The organism is Roseospirillum parvum (assembly GCF_900100455.1).
Lineage (GTDB): Bacteria > Pseudomonadota > Alphaproteobacteria > Rhodospirillales > Rhodospirillaceae > Roseospirillum > Roseospirillum parvum.
This window is the reverse complement of sequence record NZ_FNCV01000001.1, coordinates 325,553-343,184: the sequence shown is the minus strand read 5'-3', so window position 1 is coordinate 343,184 and position 17,632 is coordinate 325,553. Positions and strand designations below refer to the sequence as shown.

Here is a 17,632-nt window from a genome sequence, read left to right as displayed (position 1 = left end):
TGGCGGCTGGGTCCATTCTGGCCCCCGACGGCGCAAATGTCACGGGGCCCGCCGAAGGTCCGGGAGCGACGGGGTCAGAAGGCGGGCATCCGGGGCGCCTTGTCGGGCCGCCGACGCAGGGCGCGCGGCGGGCGCACCGCGTGGCCGCGCGACTTCAGGAAGCCGCGCACCCGGCTGAAGTAGAGCTCCGCCGCCTGGGCGGCGATGCCTTCGGGATCGCTGCGCCGGTCGGCCCGCACGCTGTCCAGCACGTCGGCCAGCCCCTCGATCAGGGTTTCGGCGAAGCGCCGGGGCTCCTGCTCGAGCGCCGCCTGGGCCAGCACCCCGAAGGCCAGCCGCTCGACCAGCCGCACCTGTTGCAGGGAGTCGTCGGCCCGTGGGGGCTCGCCGTCGCCACCGTGGCGACGGCCGAGGTTGTCGGCCAGGGCCGACATCAGGCGCGAGGTGTCGTTGCTCAGGGCCAGGGTCTGGCGGCGCCGATGGGCCCGCCAGCGGTGGACGGTCACCAGCACCCCGCCGACCGCCCCGGCCAGGGCCGCCAGGATCAGCCCGAACAGCAGGTAGTCGCCCGCTTCCAGGGTGCTCACCGCCTGCCCCAGGCCGATGCTGAGGGCGGTCGCCCCGAGCAGCGCCAGGGCCTTGCCCGGCACGCTGCGGCACAGTGGCAGGATGACCGGGACGAGCAGCACATAGGCCATCATGGTCGAGACCGGGCCGCCGCCGGTCAGCAGGTCGACCTTGCCGTCGTTCATGTCGCGCAGCACCGGCAGGCCCATGCCCAGGGCGATGATCACCGCCACCACCACGACGACGAGCGAGCCCAGGGTCCGCATGGTCCGACTTCCTTTGTGACACCAAGGACGTTACGCAGGCAGCAGGGGCGCCGGCCAACCGATACCCCGCGCCGCACACCGTCGCAAGCCGCATCGTAGCGACTGGCTGGCCCGGCGGCGCCCCGCTCGATGCTTGTTCCCGCATCCCGGAAAGGCTACCACGGAGGCCACCATGAGCCTGATGCGCCACGTCACAGACTGCAATCGCGCCGATCTGGCCGACTTCCATCCCTTCCACGTCGACGGCCGGCGGTTGGGCTGGGTGCGCTCCCGGGTGGCCCGCCGTCTGGCCGACTTCCCCGGGGTGTTCCAGGTCGACCGGCAGGCGGTGACCCTGGCCGAGACCCTGACCACCCCCGAGGCGCGCACGGCGGCGGTGGCCGAGGTGCTGCCCAGGCTGGTCGAGGACGGCCTGATCGGGGCCTTGCGCGGCGAACCCTACCGGGTGACCACCGCGTGGGCGGCGCCCGACGCCTTCACCCTGGACCGCGCCGCCGCCAGCCTGTTCGGAGTGCTCAGCTTCGGGGTCCACCTGAACGGCTGGCGACGGCTCGACGACGGCCGTCTGGCCCTGTGGATCGCGCAGCGCAACCCGGCCAAGGCGGTGGCTCCCGGCAAGCTGGACAATCTGGCCGCCGGCGGCCAGCCGGCCGGCCTCTCCCTGCGCGAGAACATGCTGAAGGAGGTGGCCGAGGAAGCCAGCCTGGGCCCCGAGGTGGCCCAGGCCATGATCCCCACCGGGGCCATCGCCTATCGCATGGCGACCGGGCACGGCCTGCGCCGCGACGTGCTGTTCACCTTCGACCTCGAGGTGCCGGCCGATGTCACCCCCACCCCGGGCGACGACGAGGTGGCCGGCTTTCATCTGATGGAGGCCGAACAGGTCCTGTGCCGAATCCGCGAAAGCGATGACTTCAAGTTCAACGTAAACTTGGTCATCGCCCACTTCGCCCTGCGCCATGGCCTGCTGTCGCCGGACAACGAGCCCGACTATCAGGCCCTGGCGCACGGCCTGGCTGGGCCAGCCGATCTTTGACGGTCCCGCCCCCGCCCCCTGGGGAGGCGGCGGGGCGGCGGCTTGAAAGGGCCCCCGGGCGACCCGACATCACGGTTCCGCCCGGTTTCCACCCCCCTCATTCATCCCAACCATCATCCCAACCATCAAAAGCACGAGGATTGTCCGACCCATGAGTTTCACCATCATCGAGCCGGCCCCGTCCCGCCTCAACCGTTCCGAGCAGGCCGTGCCGGGCTCCAACGCCCGCTTCCTGGAGAAGGCCGCCCAGGGCGATGCCGACGTGGTCTTCCTCGACCTGGAGGACGCCGTCGCCCCGGACGAGAAGGAAACCGCGCGCAGGAACATCATCCAGGCGCTCAACGACCTGGACTGGTCGGGCAAGACCATCTCGGTGCGGATCAACGGGCTCGACACCCACTACATGTACCGCGACGTGGTGGACATCCTGGAAAACTGCGTCGACAAGCTGGACCTGATCATGATCCCCAAGGCCGGCACGGCCAGCGACATCTATGCCCTGGACATGCTGGTCAGCCAGATCGAGGCGGCCACCAAGGCCACCAAGCGCATCGGCTTTGAGATGATCATCGAAACGGCGCTGGGCATGCAGAACATCCATGACATCGCCGCCGCCAGCAAGCGCAACGAAAGCCTGCATTTCGGGGTGGCCGACTACGCCGCCTCGACCAAGGCCCGGACGACCAACATCGGCGGCCCCAACGCCGACTACGGCGTGCTGACCGACCCGGCCGGGGACGGCGGGCGCGACTATCACTGGGGCGACATGTGGCACTACGCCATCGCCCGCATGGTGGTCGCCGCCCGGGCCAACGGCCTGCGCCCGGTCGACGGGCCGTTCGGCGACATCCAGGACGCCGAGGGCTACCGCGCCCAGGCGCTGCGTGCCGCCGTGCTGGGCTGCGAGGGCAAGTGGGCCATCCACCCCAGCCAGGTGGCCCTGGCCAACGAGCTGTTCAGCCCCTCGGAGAAGGAGGTCGCCCAGGCCAAGGCCATCCTGGAGGCCATGGAGCAGGCCAAGAAGGAAGGCAAGGGCGCCGTTACCCTGAACGGCCGGCTGATCGACATCGCCTCGATCAAGCAGGCCCAGGTGCTGGTCGACAAGGCCGCCCAGGTGGCCGCCAAGGGCTGAGGTTGACGCGACCGAGATTGACGCGACTGACGCTGGCGGCGGGCCCGTTCCGCCGCCAGCCGCGCCGACAAGGAGGGCGCTCCGCCCCTTACCTCTCCTGGGCCTTCAGGTAGGCGGCGACGGCCTGGGCGCGGTTGGTGATGCCCAGTTTCTCGAACAGGTTCTTCAGGTGGAATTTCACCGTGTTGAGTGAGATTCCCAGGCGCTCGGCCATCTGTGCGTTGGTCAGCCCGTCGGCCAGGGCGGCGAGCAGTTGGCGCTCGCGCCCGGTCAGATGGTCGAGCGGCCGGGTGTCCAGCCGGGCGACGTCGACAAAGGGAAAGACCATGCGCCCGGCGGCCACCTGGGCCAGGGCGTCGAGCAGCTTTTCCGGCGGCCCGGCCTTGGTGCAGAAGCCGGCCGCCCCCAGCGCCATGGCGCGGCGCGGAATGTCCGGATCGGGCGAGCCGGTATAGACCAGGATGCGCGGCTTGGGCTGCGGCAGCGGGCGCAGCTTTTCCAGCACCCCGGGGCCGTTCAGGTAGGGCATTTCCCAGCCGATCAGCCCGATGTCGAAGGCGAAGCGCTCGACGGCGGTCAGGAAGCGCTCGCCATCGGCCGCCACCGCCAGCACGACAAACCGCCCGTCGCCCTGCAGCAGGCGCACCACGGCGCCTTGCAGCAACGGGTTCTTTTCGGCCACCACCACCTCGATGGGCCGCTCGGGCGCCGAGCGGGGCGGCGCCTCCAGGCGCAACGGGCGGCTTGCGGCAGGATCGCCCCGGGGGGGGATATCCTCGGTATCCGAGGGACTCATGACGTGACTGGAACCCGCTGCGACGACACGAAAGGATGGCTGCGCCGCCGACTCAGCTTTCCGGCGTCCGCCCCATGCCCGGGCGGTAGGGTTGGTGGTTGGCCTTGCCCCGGGCCTTGGCATGATACATGGCGGCATCGGCCCGGCGCAGCAACTCTTCGCCGTTGGCCGCCTGATCGGGCAGCAGGGCCGAGCCGATGGAGGCCGAGATGTGCCCCTGCCGCTCGCCCAGGTCGAAGGGCCGCGACAGGGCCTCGATCAAGCGCTCGGCCAATCCCCGGCAGGCCGCCTCGTCGGCGACATCGGACAGGATGACGGTGAACTCGTCGCCACCCAGACGGGCCAGGGTGTCGGCCTCGCGCACACAGTGGCCCATGCGCCGGGCGGCGGCGACGAGCAGGGCATCCCCGGCCTGGTGACCCAGGCTGTCGTTGATCTCCTTGAAGCCGTCCAGGTCGATGAACATCAAGCCCATGCGGTGCCCGCGCCGGGCCGCCTGGGCCACCGCCTGGTCCAGCCGGTCCATGAACAGGCGCCGGTTGGGCAGACCGGTCAGGCTGTCGTAGGAGGCCTGGTACTGGATGCGCTCCTGGTCCAGCTTGCGCCGGGTGATGTCGCCGATGACCACGGCATAGTGGGTGGTCTGCCCGGCCCCGTCGCGGACCTCGTTGACCGCCACCCTGAGGGCCACGCGGCCGTCGTCCCCGGCCTCGCCGGTGCCCGGGCGCCGCCGCCACTCCTCCCATTCGTAATGGCCGCTCCGGGTCAGGGCAGTGGTCAGCGCGGCCGCCGTCCTGGCATCGTGGGCCAGCAGATGAAGGAACGGCTGGCCCAGCACGTCGCCCGGCGCCAGCCCGGTCAGCCCGCTGAAGGCCGGGTTGACCTGGCGCACCAGGCCAGCCCCATCGGCCACCAGCACCCCCTCGCTGGTGCTGTCGAAGACGATGCCGGCGATGCGCAGGCGCTCGGCCACCTGACGGCGTTCGGTGATGTCGCGCAGCACGATCACGGTGCCGCCCAGGCCGGCCTCGGCGAGGATCGGCTGGCTCGCCAGCTCGGCCGGAAAGGCCGTGTTGTTGCTGCGCAGCAGGTCCACTTCCAGCGGTCCGTGGGCCCGCCCGTCGGCCATCGCGGCGCGGATCTCGGCGGGACAGCCGCCGCCGCTGCCCGGGCGGGCGGCGCGCAGCACATCGCCGACCGGCAGACCGACCATGTGGTCGACAGAACCGCCCAGGATGCACGCCACCGCCGGATTGGCGAAGACCACCCGGCCCTCCGGATCAAGCCCCAGGATGCCGTCGCCCACCGTCTCCAGGATCGACTGGTTGCGCTGCCCGAGGGCGGCCAGTTCGCGGGTCCGCTCCTCGACCCGCCGTTCCAGTTCCACCCGATGGGCCCGCTCGGCCCGCTCGGCCCGCTTGCGCTCGGTGATGTCGCGCAGGATGCCGGTGAACAGGAGGCGCGCGCCCACCCGAAGCACGGTGACGGTGATTTCCATCGGGAACAGGCTGCCGTCCTTGCGCCGCCCCTCCAGCTCGCGGTGATGCCCCATTGCCTGGGACGGCCGGCCGAGCAGGAAGCGCGCCATGTAGCGGTCGTGGTTGGCGGCCACCTCGGAGGGCATCAGGGCATGCAGGCTGTGCCCCACCATCTCGCGCGCCGAGTAGCCGAACATGTTCTCGGCGGCCGGGTTGAAGGAGGCGACCAGGCCATCCTCGCCGACCGTGACCACCGCCTCGCCCATGGTGTCGAGGATGCCGCGCAGACGGGCCTCGCGCTGGCGCAGCCCCTCGGCGGCGCGCACCCGCCCGGTGATGTCGCGGGCCTCCAGCAGGAAGCTGTCGGGCCCGACGAACGGCACCACCATGGCCTCCACGTCGACCGCGCTGCGGTCCATGCGCAGCAGCTTCAGCGGCAGCGCCTCGCCCTCGGCGGCCAGCGCGGCCGGGCCGAGGTCGACGACATCCTGGTAATCGGGATGGAGCAGATCGGCCAGGGTCAGGCCGCTGACCTCGCCCGGCGAGTCAACATCCAGCAGGCGCCGGGCGGCGGCGTTGAGAAACACCACGCGGCCCGCGCCATCGAGCAGGAAGGTCGGGTCGAGCACCGCTTCGACGATCCGCCGACCACGCGCCTGCTGTTCGGCCAGATCCCGCGCCGCGCGGCCGACGGCCCGGCTGTCGATGCCGGAAAGGGCGATCAGGGGCGCCGTGCCGGACAACGTGCCGGGATCGATCACATGCGCCGTCAGGCTGATGTCGCGGGGCAGACCGTCGGCGCCGATCAGGCACACCGGCACCGCCCCCGGCGCCTCGAGCAGGCTGGCCAGGCCCGTCGCCATGGCCGAGCGGCAGGGCTCGGCCAAGAAGTCGGCAAAGCACCGCCCCTGGGCCTCGACCGGGTCGATCCCAAGCAGGATGCCGCCGGCGGGATTGAGATGAACGATCAACTCGTCCCGACACAGGCAGACCAGGGTCGGCACTGCATCAGCCAGGGCGCGGGCGGCGGGCGGAGTCAATGCGTCGGCTGACGCAACCATGGACATTGACTGAGTTCACTCAATTCCAAAGACGCAAATCCCCCGCGCGGATCGTTTAATGTTGCATGTTTTTGACGCCCGGAAAATGCGATAACGCACATGGCTGCCATTCACCCCTCAGCGCCGCCGCGCCCCCCGAACACCCCGGCAAGGCGCGGTTTTGGCAACCTGAGCACCAGCAGCAGGGCCAGGATCACGGCGTGTTCGCCGGCCGTCCCCCAGCCGGCGCGCACCATCATGGCGTGATGGATCACCCCCAGGATCGCCGCCGGGTAGATCAGCCGGTGCAGCCGCCGCCACCGCCGGCCGCCGAGTCGCCTGACCACCGCCTTGGGCGAGGTGGCGGCCAGCACGGCCAGGATGGCGAACGAAACCATGCCCAGGATGATGAAGGCCCGCTTGGTGATGTCGGCCCACAGGGTGGGCAGGTGGAAGGCCTGATCCAGCCCCACGTAGGCCAGCACGTGCAGCACCGCGTAGGCAAAGGTGATGAGCCCGATGGTGCGGCGCAGGCGGACCAGCCGGGTCCACCCGGTCAGCCGCCGGGCCGGGGTGATGGCCAGGGTGAGCAGCAGCAGGCGCAGGGTCCAGTCGCCCAGGCCGCGCACCAGCGCCTCGATGGGATTGGGGAACAGCGCCCCGGTCAGCGCCTGCCCAATCAGCACCGCCAGCGGCACAAGGCACAGGGCGACGGTGGCCGGCGGCACCCAGCGGGCCCCCAGCCATTTGGGTTCGGGCGGGCGCTTCAGTACCATTTGGTCAGGTCGAGATCGCGGTAGAGATCGGCCACCGCTTCACCATAGCCGTTGAACATCAGGGTCTCGCGGCGGAAGAACTCGCCGATGCGCCGTTCCCGGGCCTGGCTCCAGCGCGGGTGGTCGACCTCGGGATTGACGTTGGCGTAGAAGCCATACTCCGAGGGTTGCAGGGCCTGCCAGGTGTTGAGCGGCCTGTCCTCGACCAGACTGATGCGGACCACCGACTTGATGCTCTTGAAGCCGTACTTCCAGGGCACCACCAGACGGATCGGGGCACCGCTCTGGTTGGGCAGCACCTCGCCGTAGAGGCCGACGGCGAGCAGGGTCAGATCGTGGCGCGCCTCGTCCAGGCGCAGGCCCTCCACATAGGGGTAGCTGATCGGCGCCCGGTTGCGCGGCGGCATCCGTTCATCATCGATCAGGCTTTCGAAGCGCACGTAGCGGGCCGAGCCCAGGGGCTCCACCCGATCCAGCAGGGCGGCCAGGGGAAAGCCGATCCAGGGGATCACCATCGACCACGCCTCGACACAGCGCAGGCGGTAGATGCGCTCCTCCAGCGGCTGGGTGGCGAGCAGATCGGCCACGTCGAAGGTCCGCGGGCGGGCGACCAGCCCATCGACGCTCAAGGTCCACGGGCGCGGCTTCAGGGTGTGGGCGTTTTCCGCCGGGTCCTCCTTGCCGGCGCCGAATTCGTAGAAATTGTTGTAGGTGGTCACCGCCTCGTAGTCGGTCAGCGCCTCGTCCACCCGATGGGTGGTGCCGGTGACCTCGAGCGGGGCCAGCTTGCCGGGCCGCTCCACGGCGGCGCGCGCCGCGCCGACCCAGCCCCCCAACCCCGAGGCCAGCCCGGCGGAGAGGGCCAGGCTGCCCGCGCCGGCCTTGAGGAAGCGCCGGCGGGCCCGGAACAGGGCCGGCGGCGTGACCTCGGAGTCGGGCAACGACCACGGAGAGCGACGATGGACCGGCATGATGACACCACGCTGAACTCAAGGGATGGGCGGGCTTATGGGCAAGACCCGCCAAGAGTGCCCGAGCCGCCGCCGCCGGACCACTCACTTTCCCGTGATCCCCCGCCCGGCGGAGCCCCCACCACCCCCACCCGCGAGGCCATTCGCCCCACCGGTCGCCCCACCAGCCGACCAACCGGCCGACCAATCGGCCGCCTCGCCGTTTGTCTTGTCGACCCGTCACCCCCAGCCTAAGTTGGAGTTGAAGTTGGAGCAGGCCAAATCCCCCCCGACCGACCCACCGGTTGCCGACCGGTCGTTACGGAGCGTCGCGTTGACCCCCCCCCCTTCCAGGCCGACTTGTCCAGCCGCCGCCTCCCCGCTGTCCTCCACCGATGGCGGCGCCCCAAGCCGCCTGGGGCGGCTGTTCGCCCTGATGGAGGGCTGGTATTTCGAGACCGACGCCCAGCTCCGCCTGACCTTCCTCTCCGACCGCGCCGAAGGTGGCCTGGGCGCCGATGGCCAGCGCAGCGGCTGGGCGATCGGCCAGCGGCTGGACCGGCTGCTGATCGCCGACACCCGGGACGACCCGGCGGAGCGTCTGCTGGCCGGCCGCCTGCCGCTGGACCGCGCGGTGCTGCGCAAAAGCGGTCATGGCGACCCGTTGCGTCTGGTCGTCAGCGCCGCCCCCCGGGTGGACGGGAACGGCACCTTCCTGGGCTACGACGGCACGGCGCGCCCGCTGCGCGCCGCCCCCCCGCCACCACCGGCCGACGCGCCGCCGGGCGGCACCCCGGGGACCCCGGCCGCCGACGACCCGCGCTGGCTGGAGGCCATGTTCCAGCACAGCTTCCAGTTCTACGGCCTGCTCGATGCCGAGGGCCGGCTGCTCGCCGCCAGCCCGTCGTCGCTGGCCTTCATCGGCCGCGCGTTCGCCGAGGTCCACCTCAAGCCGTTCTGGGAAACCCCGTGGTGGACCCACAGCCCGACCGAGCAGGCCCGCCTGCGCGAGGCCATCAAGGGCGCCGCCCAGGGCCGCTTCGCCCGCTTCGAGACCAGCCACCGCGACGCCCAGGGCGAGACCAGGTTCCTCGACGTCTCGCTGACCCCGATCCACGACGAACGCGGCCAGGTCGGGCTGATCGTCGCCGAGGGGCGCGATGTTTCCGAGCTTCGGCTGGCCCGCCAGGCGCTGCTGAAGAACATCCAGTTCCTCAACGCCCTGTCGGACACCGCGCTGACCCCCATTTTCGCCCTCGACGGGCAGGGCCACTACAGCTTCTGCAACGAGGCCTTCCAGTTGATGATCGGCCGCCCGGCGCACGAGATCCTCGGCCATTCCATGTACGAGGTGTCGCCGCGCATGGTCACCCAGTCGCCGCACGCCTCGTTCCACGACCTGCTCCACTCGGGCGGCACCCAGCGCTATCAGGCGGTGCTGGTCTATTCCGACGGCAGCCGGCGCGACGTGGTGGTGGCCCAGGCGGTCTACCAGGATGAAACCGGAGCCACCGACGGCGTGGTCAGCCTGATCACCGACATCACCGACCTCAAGGAGGCCCAGAAGCGGGCCGAGGATTTCGCCGCCGCCTCCTCGGACTGGCTGTGGCAGACCGACGCCGACAACCGGCTGGTCTTCATCTCGGAAAAGGCGGCCGAGCTGACCGGCCTGTTGAGCGAGGATGCCTTCGCCCCCGACGGCCCCCTGATCGACCAGGACTGGGACCAGGAAGGCTGGCGCCAGCACATGGACGACATGGCGGCCCGCCGGCCGTTCAAGGACTTCGTCTACCGCACCCGCCCGGGCAGCGACGGGGTGAGCCGCTTCATCCGGGTCAGCGGCGTGCCACTGTTCGACCGCCACGGCCTGTTCTGCGGCTATCGCGGCACCGGCAGCGACATCACCGCCCAGATGCAGGCGGCCGAGGACCTGCGCGCCGCGATGCGCGCCGCCGAGGCGGCCAACCGCACCAAGTCCGAGTTCCTGGCCACCATGAGCCACGAGCTGCGCACCCCCCTGAACGCCATCATCGGCTTTTCCGAAACCATGGCCATGGGGGTGTTCGGCCAGGTGTCCAACCCGGCCTATCGGGGCTACGTCAACGACATCAAGGCCTCCGGCGAGCACCTTCTGACCCTGGTCAACGACATCCTGGACGTCTCGCGGGTCGAGATCGGCGAGATCGAACTGTTCGAGGAGGACGTGGCGCTGGCCGATCTGACCGGCTCGGTGCTGCGTCTGGTCCAGCCCCGGGCCCGCCAGGCCGGCATCGTACCGACCATCACCGTGCCGGTCGACCTGCCCCGCCTCAGATGCGACCAGACGCGCATCAAACAGGCCCTGACCAACCTTCTGATCAACGCCGTGAAGTTCACCCCGAGCGGCGGCTCGGTCGGCCTGTCGGCATGGCGCGACGAAGCCGACGGCACCCTGGTCATGGAGGTTGCCGACAGCGGCATCGGGATGAGCCCGGAACAGGCCCAGCGGGCCCTCAAACCCTTCGCCCAGGTGGATTCCAGCCTGGCCCGCAAGTACGAGGGGGCGGGCCTCGGCCTGCCGCTGGCCAAGAGCCTGACCGAGCTGCACGGCGGCACCCTGAGCATCGACAGCGCCGAAGGCCAGGGCACCCGGGTGCGCCTGACCCTGCCCGCCGAGCGGCTGGTCATGTCCCCCGCGGGGTGACGGAAGGGGCCGCCCCGGCTCCCAGATATGGCGTGAATCTTGGGTGACAGATCAAGATAGGGGAAGACAGACCGGGGCCAGCTTCGCTACCCTCAAGACGTGGAAGGTTCCTTCTGAAGCATGTTGCGTGCTTTGTGAACCACGCAACCTGCTCCAGGCCTTTGATATGTTGCCGCAAATCGTCGTCGCCAACCGGTTTGGGCGATCGGTTCCGGATCGCTCGGGATTTGCTCTAGAGAATGTTGCGTGCTTTGTGAATCACGCAACATGCTCTAGGCTCTTGATATTGCCGCAAATCGTCGTCGCGATCCGTTCCGGATCGCTCGGGATTTGCTCTCTAGCCGGAGACAGGCATGCCCCGCCGCCGACTGGTCCCACCTCCGTTGCGCCTGACGTCCGATCCGCTCGCGGCGGCGGACCTTCCCTCCCCCGACCATTGCCGTCCCAACGCCTCCGCCCGCGCGGGGGCGTTCTGTTTTTGCGATCACCCGAACGCCCCATGCCCCACCCCCTGAACCGGGAGAGCAAGATGGCCAAACGTTCCGCCCGCAAGGCCGCCGCCGAGACCCGCCACCAGGACAGCCGGGTGGGTCGCCTGCCCGAAACCACCAGGATCCCGGCCGGCAAGGGACAAGGCGGCAAGGTCCGCCCGCTGTTTCCCGAACCGCCCGGCTGGGACCCGCTGGACGAGCCGGCCGATCCCGAGGAGGCCCAGCGCGACCGCCGCTATGTGCGCAAGGTCAGGCCCTACAACGATCACCAGCGGGCCCTGATGGCCGCCATCGAAAGCCACAACCTGATCCTCGCCCTGGGCCCGGCCGGCACCGGCAAGACCTATCTGGCCATCGCCAAGGCGGTGGAAGCCCTGGAGGCCGGCGAGGTGGGGCGCATCCTGCTCACCCGCCCGGCCATCGAGGCGGGCGAGAACCTGGGCTACCTGCCGGGCGGCCTGGAGGACAAGCTGGACCCCTACCTCAGGCCGCTTTACGACGCCCTCAACGAGCGCCTGGGCGCCAAGCGCCTGAAAGGGCTGCTGGCCGACGGCACCATCGAGATCGCCCCGGTCGCCTTCATGCGCGGGCGCACCCTGAACAACGCCTTCGTGGTCATCGACGAGGCGCAGAACTGCACCTACGGCCAGATCAAGATGCTGCTGACCCGGCTCGGCTGGCACACCACCATGGTGCTGACCGGCGACCCCGACCAGAGCGACCTTTTGCCCGGCGTCTCCGGTCTGGCCGACATCGCCGACCGCCTGGAGCCGCTGGAGGACGTGGCGGTGATCCGCCTGGACGAGGGCGACATCGTGCGCCACCCGCTGGTCGCCAGCCTGCTGACCGTGGTCTGAGCGCCGTCAGGCACGCCCCCGGGGAGGCGCCTTCACGGGGGCGGCGCCAGCAGGTCGCGGTAGGCGTGCCAACTGGCGTGGCCGAGCAAGGGCAGCAGCACGATCAGCCCCACATAGGCGGTGAGCAGGCCGACCGCCGTGGTCAGGGCGATCATCGCCGCCCAGCCGACCAGCACCCGGCGGTTGCGCCAGGTGGCGGCAAGGCTGAGCCCCATCGCCTCCAGCGCCGACACCTCGCGCTCCACCAGCAGGGGCAGCGAAACCACCGAGAGGGCAAAGGCCAACCCCGCCAGCGCCCCGCCGACCAGGGTGCCGACCAGCAGGAACAGGGGCGCCTGCGGGGCGGCCAGCACCTGGCTGACGAACTGGTCCAGCGGCGGGGTGTCGCCGCCATAGAACAGGGCAAAGACGATCAGCGCCGCTTCCAGCCAGACCAGCAGCAGCAGGCTCAGGCCCAGGCCGACTCCGGCCAGCCGGGGCAGGCTGGCCTGCATGGCCCGGGTCAGGGCGTCCAGGTCGAGCGGCGCGCCGCTCTCCTGGCGGCGGCTGATTTCATACAGCCCCACCACCAGGACCGGCGCGACGATCATGAAGCCGCTGATCAGGGGCAGGATCATGCCGCCCTGGCCGACCATCAATGCCCCCCCCGTCACCACGGCCGAAAGCAGGAAAAAGACCCCGCCGTGGCCCAGGCTCAAGAGCGGATTGCGTTTCAGATCGTGCCAGCCGGCGGCCAGCCAGCGGGCCGACTGCTCGACGCCCACGGTGCGAATGGTCGGATACAGCGACTGCCCGGGCAGACGGTCCTCAAGGCCGGACGCTCCGGCCTCGGTCGGTTGGTGGATCATGCGGGCGCCTCCCCATGGCCCTGTGCTACCCTGTCGGCGGGCGCGGCCCCTGCAGCGGGGCGCCGGTTGATCCGGCTTGGCGAGCCCACCAAGGCGCGCCGCTTGTTCAAGGGTTGAAATTCGCCGGCGCCATTTCATTGTAGGCTGAAGCCCCAGACCGGCGCCACCCCCGACCTGCCCCCGTCATCCGGAGCCCACCACCATGCACCTGATCGGCCGCTACATCTCGCCCTACGTCCGGCGCGTCGGGGTCAGCCTGAACCTGCTCGGACTGCCTTACGAGTTGGTCGTCAAATCGGTGGTCGATGACTTCGACGAGCTGCGGGCCACCGCCAATCCGCTGGGCCGGGTGCCGGTGCTGGTGCTCGATGATGGCGAGCAACTGGTGGAAAGCGGCGCCATCCTCGACCACCTGGACGAGTTGGTCGGCCCGGAGCGCGCCCTGATCCCCGCCGCCGGCGCCCCCCGGCGCGCCGTGCTGCAGGTCACGGCGTTGGCCACCGGGGCCTGCGACAAGGCGGTCAGCGCCTACTACGAGCGCACCCGCCGGCCGCCCGAGTTCACCTACCTGCCCTGGGTCGAGCGCTGCCGGACGCAGATCACCGGCGCCCTGCGCAGCCTGGAACAGCGCGCCGCCCGGGGCGACTGGCTGGTCGGCGGCGGATTGACCCAGGCCGATGTCAGCGCCGTGGTGGCCCACGACTTCATCGCCATCGTCGAACCCGAGGTGCTGACCGCCTCCCCCTGCCCCGCCCTGGCCGCCCTGTCGGCCCGCCTGAACGGCCTGGAAGCCTTCGCCCGCACCGCCCCGGATGTCTGAGAAAGGGGGGGGGGGACTGCGCCGCGGCGACGGCCGCTTTCCTGGTCGGGCGAGGGGCCTCGACGGTGGGCCGGCGGTCGGCTAGAGCCGAGAGCGAAAAATCGGAACCACTTGGTGGTTCCAGATTTTTCGCTCAAATCGGCTCTACATCTAAGATCGAGAGCAGATCGTGCGAAATCTTAAGCGCTCCGCGATTCACATTTCGCACGATCTGCTCTAGACTCCGTTCCCCCGCGTCAGGTGGCTGGATGGCCGCCCCGGTTCGCCCGGCGAACCGGGGAGGAAAGTCCGGGCTCCATGGAAACACGGTGCCGGGTAACGCCCGGCGAGGGAAACCTCAGGGAAAGTGCCACAGAGAGCAGACCGCCACCGCACCGGCTCGCCGGTCCGGCGGCAAGGGTGAAAGGGTGCGGTAAAAGCGCACCGCGCCCCCGGCGACGGGGGCGGCAGGGCAAACCCCACCGGGAGCAAGACCGAATAGGGACGGCAGGCCGGCGGGTCCTTCGGGGCCCCTGTCGGCAGGCGGGTTTTCGCGCCGCCGTCCGGGTGTGTCGCGCCAGGCGTCCGGCAACGGGCGTCGCAGACGAATGGCCATCCAGCGGACCCCCTCGGGGGCCCGTGGACAGAACCCGGCTTACAGGCCACCTGACGCGGGGGCCCGCCGGGGTGACCCCTACCCCTGCCGGTAGGCGTCGACCACCTTCCTGACTTTCTCGCGCGCCACCTTGTAGCTTTCGCGCAGCTCGGCCGAGGCGGTCTCGCCGGCCCGGCGCAGCTTCTCCGACTGTTCCTGGAAGTCGTTCCAGGCCGTCTCGGCAAGCCGCGAGTCCGGAATGTCACCGCCGCGACCCGGCTCGGGAAAGTTCTTCCGCACCTCGTCCCACTGCTGGCGCAGGGCGTCGAAATCCTGCTGGGCGGCCTGGACGTACTTGTTGTCGTGACTGCTCATGCCTGCATTCTCCTTGTCTGTTCACTTGAGGGGCCTGTTGACTTGAGGGGTCTGTTCACTTGAGGGGCCGGGGTGGTCCGCGCCGCAAGCGCCGACCCCGAGCCATCCGCAACGGACCGCGACGCCGCCTTGCGGCAGCATCAAGAGGCGAGAGCCAACTGCGGGACTCAAAACAGGGCACGCAACACGCTCAAGGCCCCCGGTTCATCCTTCCTGGTCAATCAACGCGCTGGCGTCCATCGGGTTCCCGGGCCGGGAACCGACCGGCACCCCACCGCGTTGGTCGAGGAGTGACGCCAACGGAAAGGAGACCCTGACGTGAACAGGAACCTGTTGCTTGCCATCCTGGTTGCGGCGGTCATTGCCCTGGCGGCCGTGCTGCTTCTGCAGCCGCCCCGGTCGGATGACGAACAGGCCACCGAACAGGTGGAAGACGCCGTCGAAGAGGTCGGCGACGCGGTCGAGGAAGCCGGCGAGAGCCTCAACGAGGCAACCGACGGCGCCGCCCAGTCGATCGAGGACGCCGCCCAGCAGGCCGAGGACGCCGCCGACGATCCCTGACCCCCAGCCGCTGCCCCGGGGGGTGGCGAAAGCCCGCCCCCCGGGGCAAAGCGACCGACCGCCGCCACCGCGCGGCGGTTTTCTTTTGCGCCGTCGGCGCGGCGGGGCCGTCCCATGGCGTCCCATGCCCGGGCGTCCCCCTCCCCGCCCCGGCCGAGAAAGAACACTTTTCGAACAAAGTATTGCCCCACCCCTTGGCAATTGTCGCCGAAGGGCGGAATCGCGCCGATTCTGGCGACCATGGCTGGACGTCAGAAAAAGCGCCCGCAGCCCATGTTTTCCCATTCGGCGTCCCAAGAAGAGCCATCCGGCTCCATTGACTCCCATGCCATCCCATGAGATACCATATTGGTCCATGCTCCCGGTGGTGTCCCCACCCGGGTTCCAGGGGCCGCTGACCATGGCCCCGGACCCCGTTGCCCGATCCGCCAGCCCGTCCCTTTCACGGCAAGACCGCGTGGCGGGGTGGGACCGGCCGGGAGCCGGCATCCGATGTGCCCCCAGCCACCCACGGCCGGGCGCCCGGCACGGCCCTTCGGGGGAAGGCGATGAAGCTGTTCCTGTCAACCACGGTGAACAAAGTGGATCGGAAGGGCCGGGTCTCGGTGCCGGCCGGCTTCCGCACCGTGCTGGCCGCGAACACCACGCCGGGGGTGTTCGTGTTCCCCAGCTTCCACGGCGCCTGCATCATGGGCGTCGGCTCCGACGAGATGGAGCGCCTGGCCGACGGCACCGAGAGCTTCGCCGCCTTCTCGCCCGAGCACGAGGACGCGGCGCGTCTGATCTTCGGCGCCACCCACCACCTGAACTGGGACGAGACGGGCCGCATCCTGCTGCCGGCCGAGCTGCGCGAGCACGCCGGGATCGACGATCAGGCGGCCTTCGTCGGGGTCGGCAAGCGTTTCGAGATCTGGCACCCGGAGCGCCACCGGGAAGCCCGCGACACGGCCCGTCAGCGCGCCGTGGAAACCAAGCTGAGCATCCCCATGCCCGGCTCGGGAGGCGCCAAATGAGCCGCGCGCCCCACCTTTCGGTGATGCTGGACGAGGTCATCGAGGCCCTCGCCCCGCGCCCCGACTCGATCATCGTCGACGGCACCTTCGGGGCCGGCGGCTACAGCCGCGGCCTGCTTGCCGCCGGGGCCGGCCGGGTGGTCGGCATCGACCGCGACCCCACGGTGCGCCCCCACGCCGAGGCCCTGGCCGCCGAGCATCCGGGGCGCTTCGACCTGCTGTCCGGCTGTTTCGGCGACATGGCCGACCTTCTGGCCGACCTTCTGGCCGCGCGGGGCATCACCCGGGTCGATGGCGTGGCGCTGGATCTGGGCGTGTCCTCGATGCAGCTCGATCAGGCCGAGCGGGGCTTCTCCTTCTCCCACGACGGGCCGCTGGACATGCGCATGGGGCGCGAGGGGACCAGCGCCGCCGATCTGGTCAACCAGCGCGAGGAGGGCGATCTGGCCCAGTTGATCGCCCGCCTGGGCGAGGAACGCCACGCCCGCCGGGTCGCCCGGGCCATCGTCCGTCGCCGCGCCGAGGCCCCCTTCACCCGCACCCACGATCTGGCCGAGGTGGTGCGCGGCGCCATCCCCCTGCCCCGCAAGCGGCCCCGGGGCGCACCGACCATCGATCCGGCGACCCGCACCTTCCAGGCCCTGAGGATCGCGGTCAACGACGAGCTGGGCGAGTTGACCCGGGGCCTGCTCGGGGCGGAACGCCTGCTGGCCGCCGGCGGGCGCCTCGCCGTGGTCTCCTTCCATTCGCTGGAGGACCGCATCGTCAAGGATTTCGTGCGCGCCCGCTCGGCCCGCGCCCCGGGCGGCTCGCGCCACCTGCCGCCGACCGAGCGGCCGGCCCCCAGCCTGATCGAGATCACCCCCCGGCCGCGCACCCCAAGCGACGCCGAGTGTGCCGCCAACCCGCGCGCCCGCTCGGCCCGCCTGCGCATTGCCGAGCGCACGGAAGCGCCGGCCTGGCCGGCCGATCCCCCGCTGAGTGGGGAGGGCCCGGGCCGATGATGCGTCTGTCGACCTTTCTCTGGCTTGCCGTCGCCACCCTGGCCGGGGTCGGGCTGTTCCTGCTCAAGTATCAGGTGCAGTCGCTGGAAGACGATCTGGCCGCCGCCGAGCGTCAGGCGGCGGCCGACCGTCAGGCCATCCACGTGCTGAACGCCGAGTGGGCCTACCTGTCCGACCCGTCGCGCATCCAGCGGCTGGCCGAAAGCCGCCTCGGCATGGTGCCGCTGGCTCCGGGCATGATCCGCACCCTGGCCGAGTTGCCGCGTCCGGCCGGCGAGGTGATGCCGCTGCCCATGGTCAAGCCCCGCGCTGTCTCCCCCGAGGCGGCGGCACTGCCGGTCGCCGATCGCCGGGAGGGCCACTGA

Annotated in this window: 16 protein-coding genes and 1 other RNA gene; 10 read left to right on the top strand and 7 right to left on the bottom strand. The window is 70.5% G+C overall.

The features are described 5' to 3' along the window. Positions 1 to 74: 74 nt before the first annotated feature. Entirely contained in the window at positions 75 to 833 is a 759-nt protein-coding gene (locus BLR95_RS01475; RefSeq protein WP_092614262.1) for a hypothetical protein, read from the bottom strand. Between the two features lie 172 nt (positions 834 to 1,005). On the opposite strand from BLR95_RS01475, the gene BLR95_RS01470 reads away from it, so the two are divergent. Both BLR95_RS01470 and BLR95_RS01465 read left to right on the top strand, forming a co-directional pair. Next, the gene (locus BLR95_RS01470) at positions 1,006 to 1,869 is read left to right on the top strand and encodes a DUF4743 domain-containing protein (RefSeq protein ID WP_092614259.1); all 864 of its coding nucleotides are present in this window, start codon (positions 1,006 to 1,008) and stop codon (positions 1,867 to 1,869) included. Positions 1,870 to 2,020: 151 nt separating this feature from the next. Then, positions 2,021 to 3,001, top strand: coding sequence for an HpcH/HpaI aldolase/citrate lyase family protein (locus BLR95_RS01465; protein ID WP_092614255.1), 981 nt, complete (start codon positions 2,021 to 2,023; stop codon positions 2,999 to 3,001). A gap of 88 nt (positions 3,002 to 3,089) precedes the next feature. Here BLR95_RS01465 and BLR95_RS01460 read toward each other — a convergent pair whose 3' ends face one another. The 4 genes from BLR95_RS01460 to msrP all read right to left on the bottom strand — a co-directional run bounded on the left by BLR95_RS01460 (position 3,090) and on the right by msrP (position 8,062). Further along, on the bottom strand, positions 3,090 to 3,797 hold the full coding sequence (locus BLR95_RS01460; protein WP_092614252.1) for a LuxR C-terminal-related transcriptional regulator: 708 nt from the start codon (positions 3,795 to 3,797) through the stop codon (positions 3,090 to 3,092). Between the two features lie 52 nt (positions 3,798 to 3,849). Next, positions 3,850 to 6,336, bottom strand: a complete 2,487-nt coding sequence (locus BLR95_RS01455) for a PAS domain S-box protein (RefSeq protein WP_176787513.1) — start codon at positions 6,334 to 6,336, stop codon at positions 3,850 to 3,852. A 110-nt stretch (positions 6,337 to 6,446) separates the two neighbouring features. Then, positions 6,447 to 7,091: a protein-methionine-sulfoxide reductase heme-binding subunit MsrQ gene (locus BLR95_RS01450; RefSeq protein WP_092614246.1), complete on the bottom strand. Its 645-nt coding sequence runs from the start codon at positions 7,089 to 7,091 to the stop codon at positions 6,447 to 6,449. Continuing rightward, positions 7,082 to 8,062: a protein-methionine-sulfoxide reductase catalytic subunit MsrP gene (gene msrP / locus BLR95_RS01445; protein ID WP_092614244.1), complete on the bottom strand. Its 981-nt coding sequence runs from the start codon at positions 8,060 to 8,062 to the stop codon at positions 7,082 to 7,084. Before msrP ends, BLR95_RS01450 begins: the two co-directional genes overlap by 10 nt. A 313-nt stretch (positions 8,063 to 8,375) precedes the next feature. Here msrP and BLR95_RS01440 point away from each other — a divergent pair, with 313 nt between their 5' ends. Together BLR95_RS01440 and BLR95_RS01435 are read left to right on the top strand one after the other, a co-directional pair. Then, positions 8,376 to 10,724, top strand: coding sequence for a PAS domain-containing sensor histidine kinase (locus BLR95_RS01440; RefSeq protein WP_143130906.1), 2,349 nt, complete (start codon positions 8,376 to 8,378; stop codon positions 10,722 to 10,724). Positions 10,725 to 11,253: 529 nt separating this feature from the next. Further along, complete coding sequence (locus tag BLR95_RS01435; RefSeq protein ID WP_092615214.1) at positions 11,254 to 12,072, top strand: PhoH family protein; 819 nt, start codon at positions 11,254 to 11,256, stop codon at positions 12,070 to 12,072. Positions 12,073 to 12,104: 32 nt separating this feature from the next. Here BLR95_RS01435 and BLR95_RS01430 read toward each other — a convergent pair whose 3' ends face one another. Beyond that, positions 12,105 to 12,920: a DUF2189 domain-containing protein gene (locus tag BLR95_RS01430; protein ID WP_092614239.1), complete on the bottom strand. Its 816-nt coding sequence runs from the start codon at positions 12,918 to 12,920 to the stop codon at positions 12,105 to 12,107. A 202-nt stretch (positions 12,921 to 13,122) separates the two neighbouring features. On the opposite strand from BLR95_RS01430, the gene BLR95_RS01425 reads away from it, so the two are divergent. Both BLR95_RS01425 and rnpB read left to right on the top strand, forming a co-directional pair. Continuing rightward, entirely contained in the window at positions 13,123 to 13,740 is a 618-nt protein-coding gene (locus BLR95_RS01425; protein WP_092614236.1) for a glutathione S-transferase family protein, read from the top strand. Positions 13,741 to 13,976: 236 nt separating this feature from the next. Continuing rightward, positions 13,977 to 14,393: RNase P RNA component class A (gene rnpB, locus BLR95_RS01420), an RNA gene on the top strand. Positions 14,394 to 14,413: 20 nt separating this feature from the next. On the opposite strand, the gene BLR95_RS01415 is transcribed toward rnpB, so the two are convergent. Next, positions 14,414 to 14,689 carry a hypothetical protein gene (locus BLR95_RS01415; RefSeq protein WP_092614233.1) on the bottom strand — a complete coding sequence of 92 codons (276 nt, stop codon included), beginning with the start codon at positions 14,687 to 14,689 and terminating at the stop codon, positions 14,414 to 14,416. 318 nt (positions 14,690 to 15,007) lie between these two features. On the opposite strand from BLR95_RS01415, the gene BLR95_RS01410 reads away from it, so the two are divergent. The 4 genes from BLR95_RS01410 (at position 15,008) to ftsL (ending at position 17,632) form a co-directional block, all read left to right on the top strand. Then, on the top strand, positions 15,008 to 15,250 hold the full coding sequence (locus tag BLR95_RS01410; RefSeq protein WP_092614231.1) for a hypothetical protein: 243 nt from the start codon (positions 15,008 to 15,010) through the stop codon (positions 15,248 to 15,250). Between the two features lie 548 nt (positions 15,251 to 15,798). Next, complete coding sequence (locus BLR95_RS01405) at positions 15,799 to 16,263, top strand: division/cell wall cluster transcriptional repressor MraZ (protein ID WP_092614228.1); 465 nt, start codon at positions 15,799 to 15,801, stop codon at positions 16,261 to 16,263. Further along, positions 16,260 to 17,267, top strand: coding sequence for a 16S rRNA (cytosine(1402)-N(4))-methyltransferase RsmH (gene rsmH, locus BLR95_RS01400; RefSeq protein WP_092614225.1), 1,008 nt, complete (start codon positions 16,260 to 16,262; stop codon positions 17,265 to 17,267). The genes BLR95_RS01405 and rsmH overlap by 4 nt, the downstream gene beginning before the upstream one ends. After that, positions 17,264 to 17,632: a cell division protein FtsL gene (ftsL, locus tag BLR95_RS01395; RefSeq protein ID WP_092614222.1), complete on the top strand. Its 369-nt coding sequence runs from the start codon at positions 17,264 to 17,266 to the stop codon at positions 17,630 to 17,632. The genes rsmH and ftsL overlap by 4 nt, the downstream gene beginning before the upstream one ends.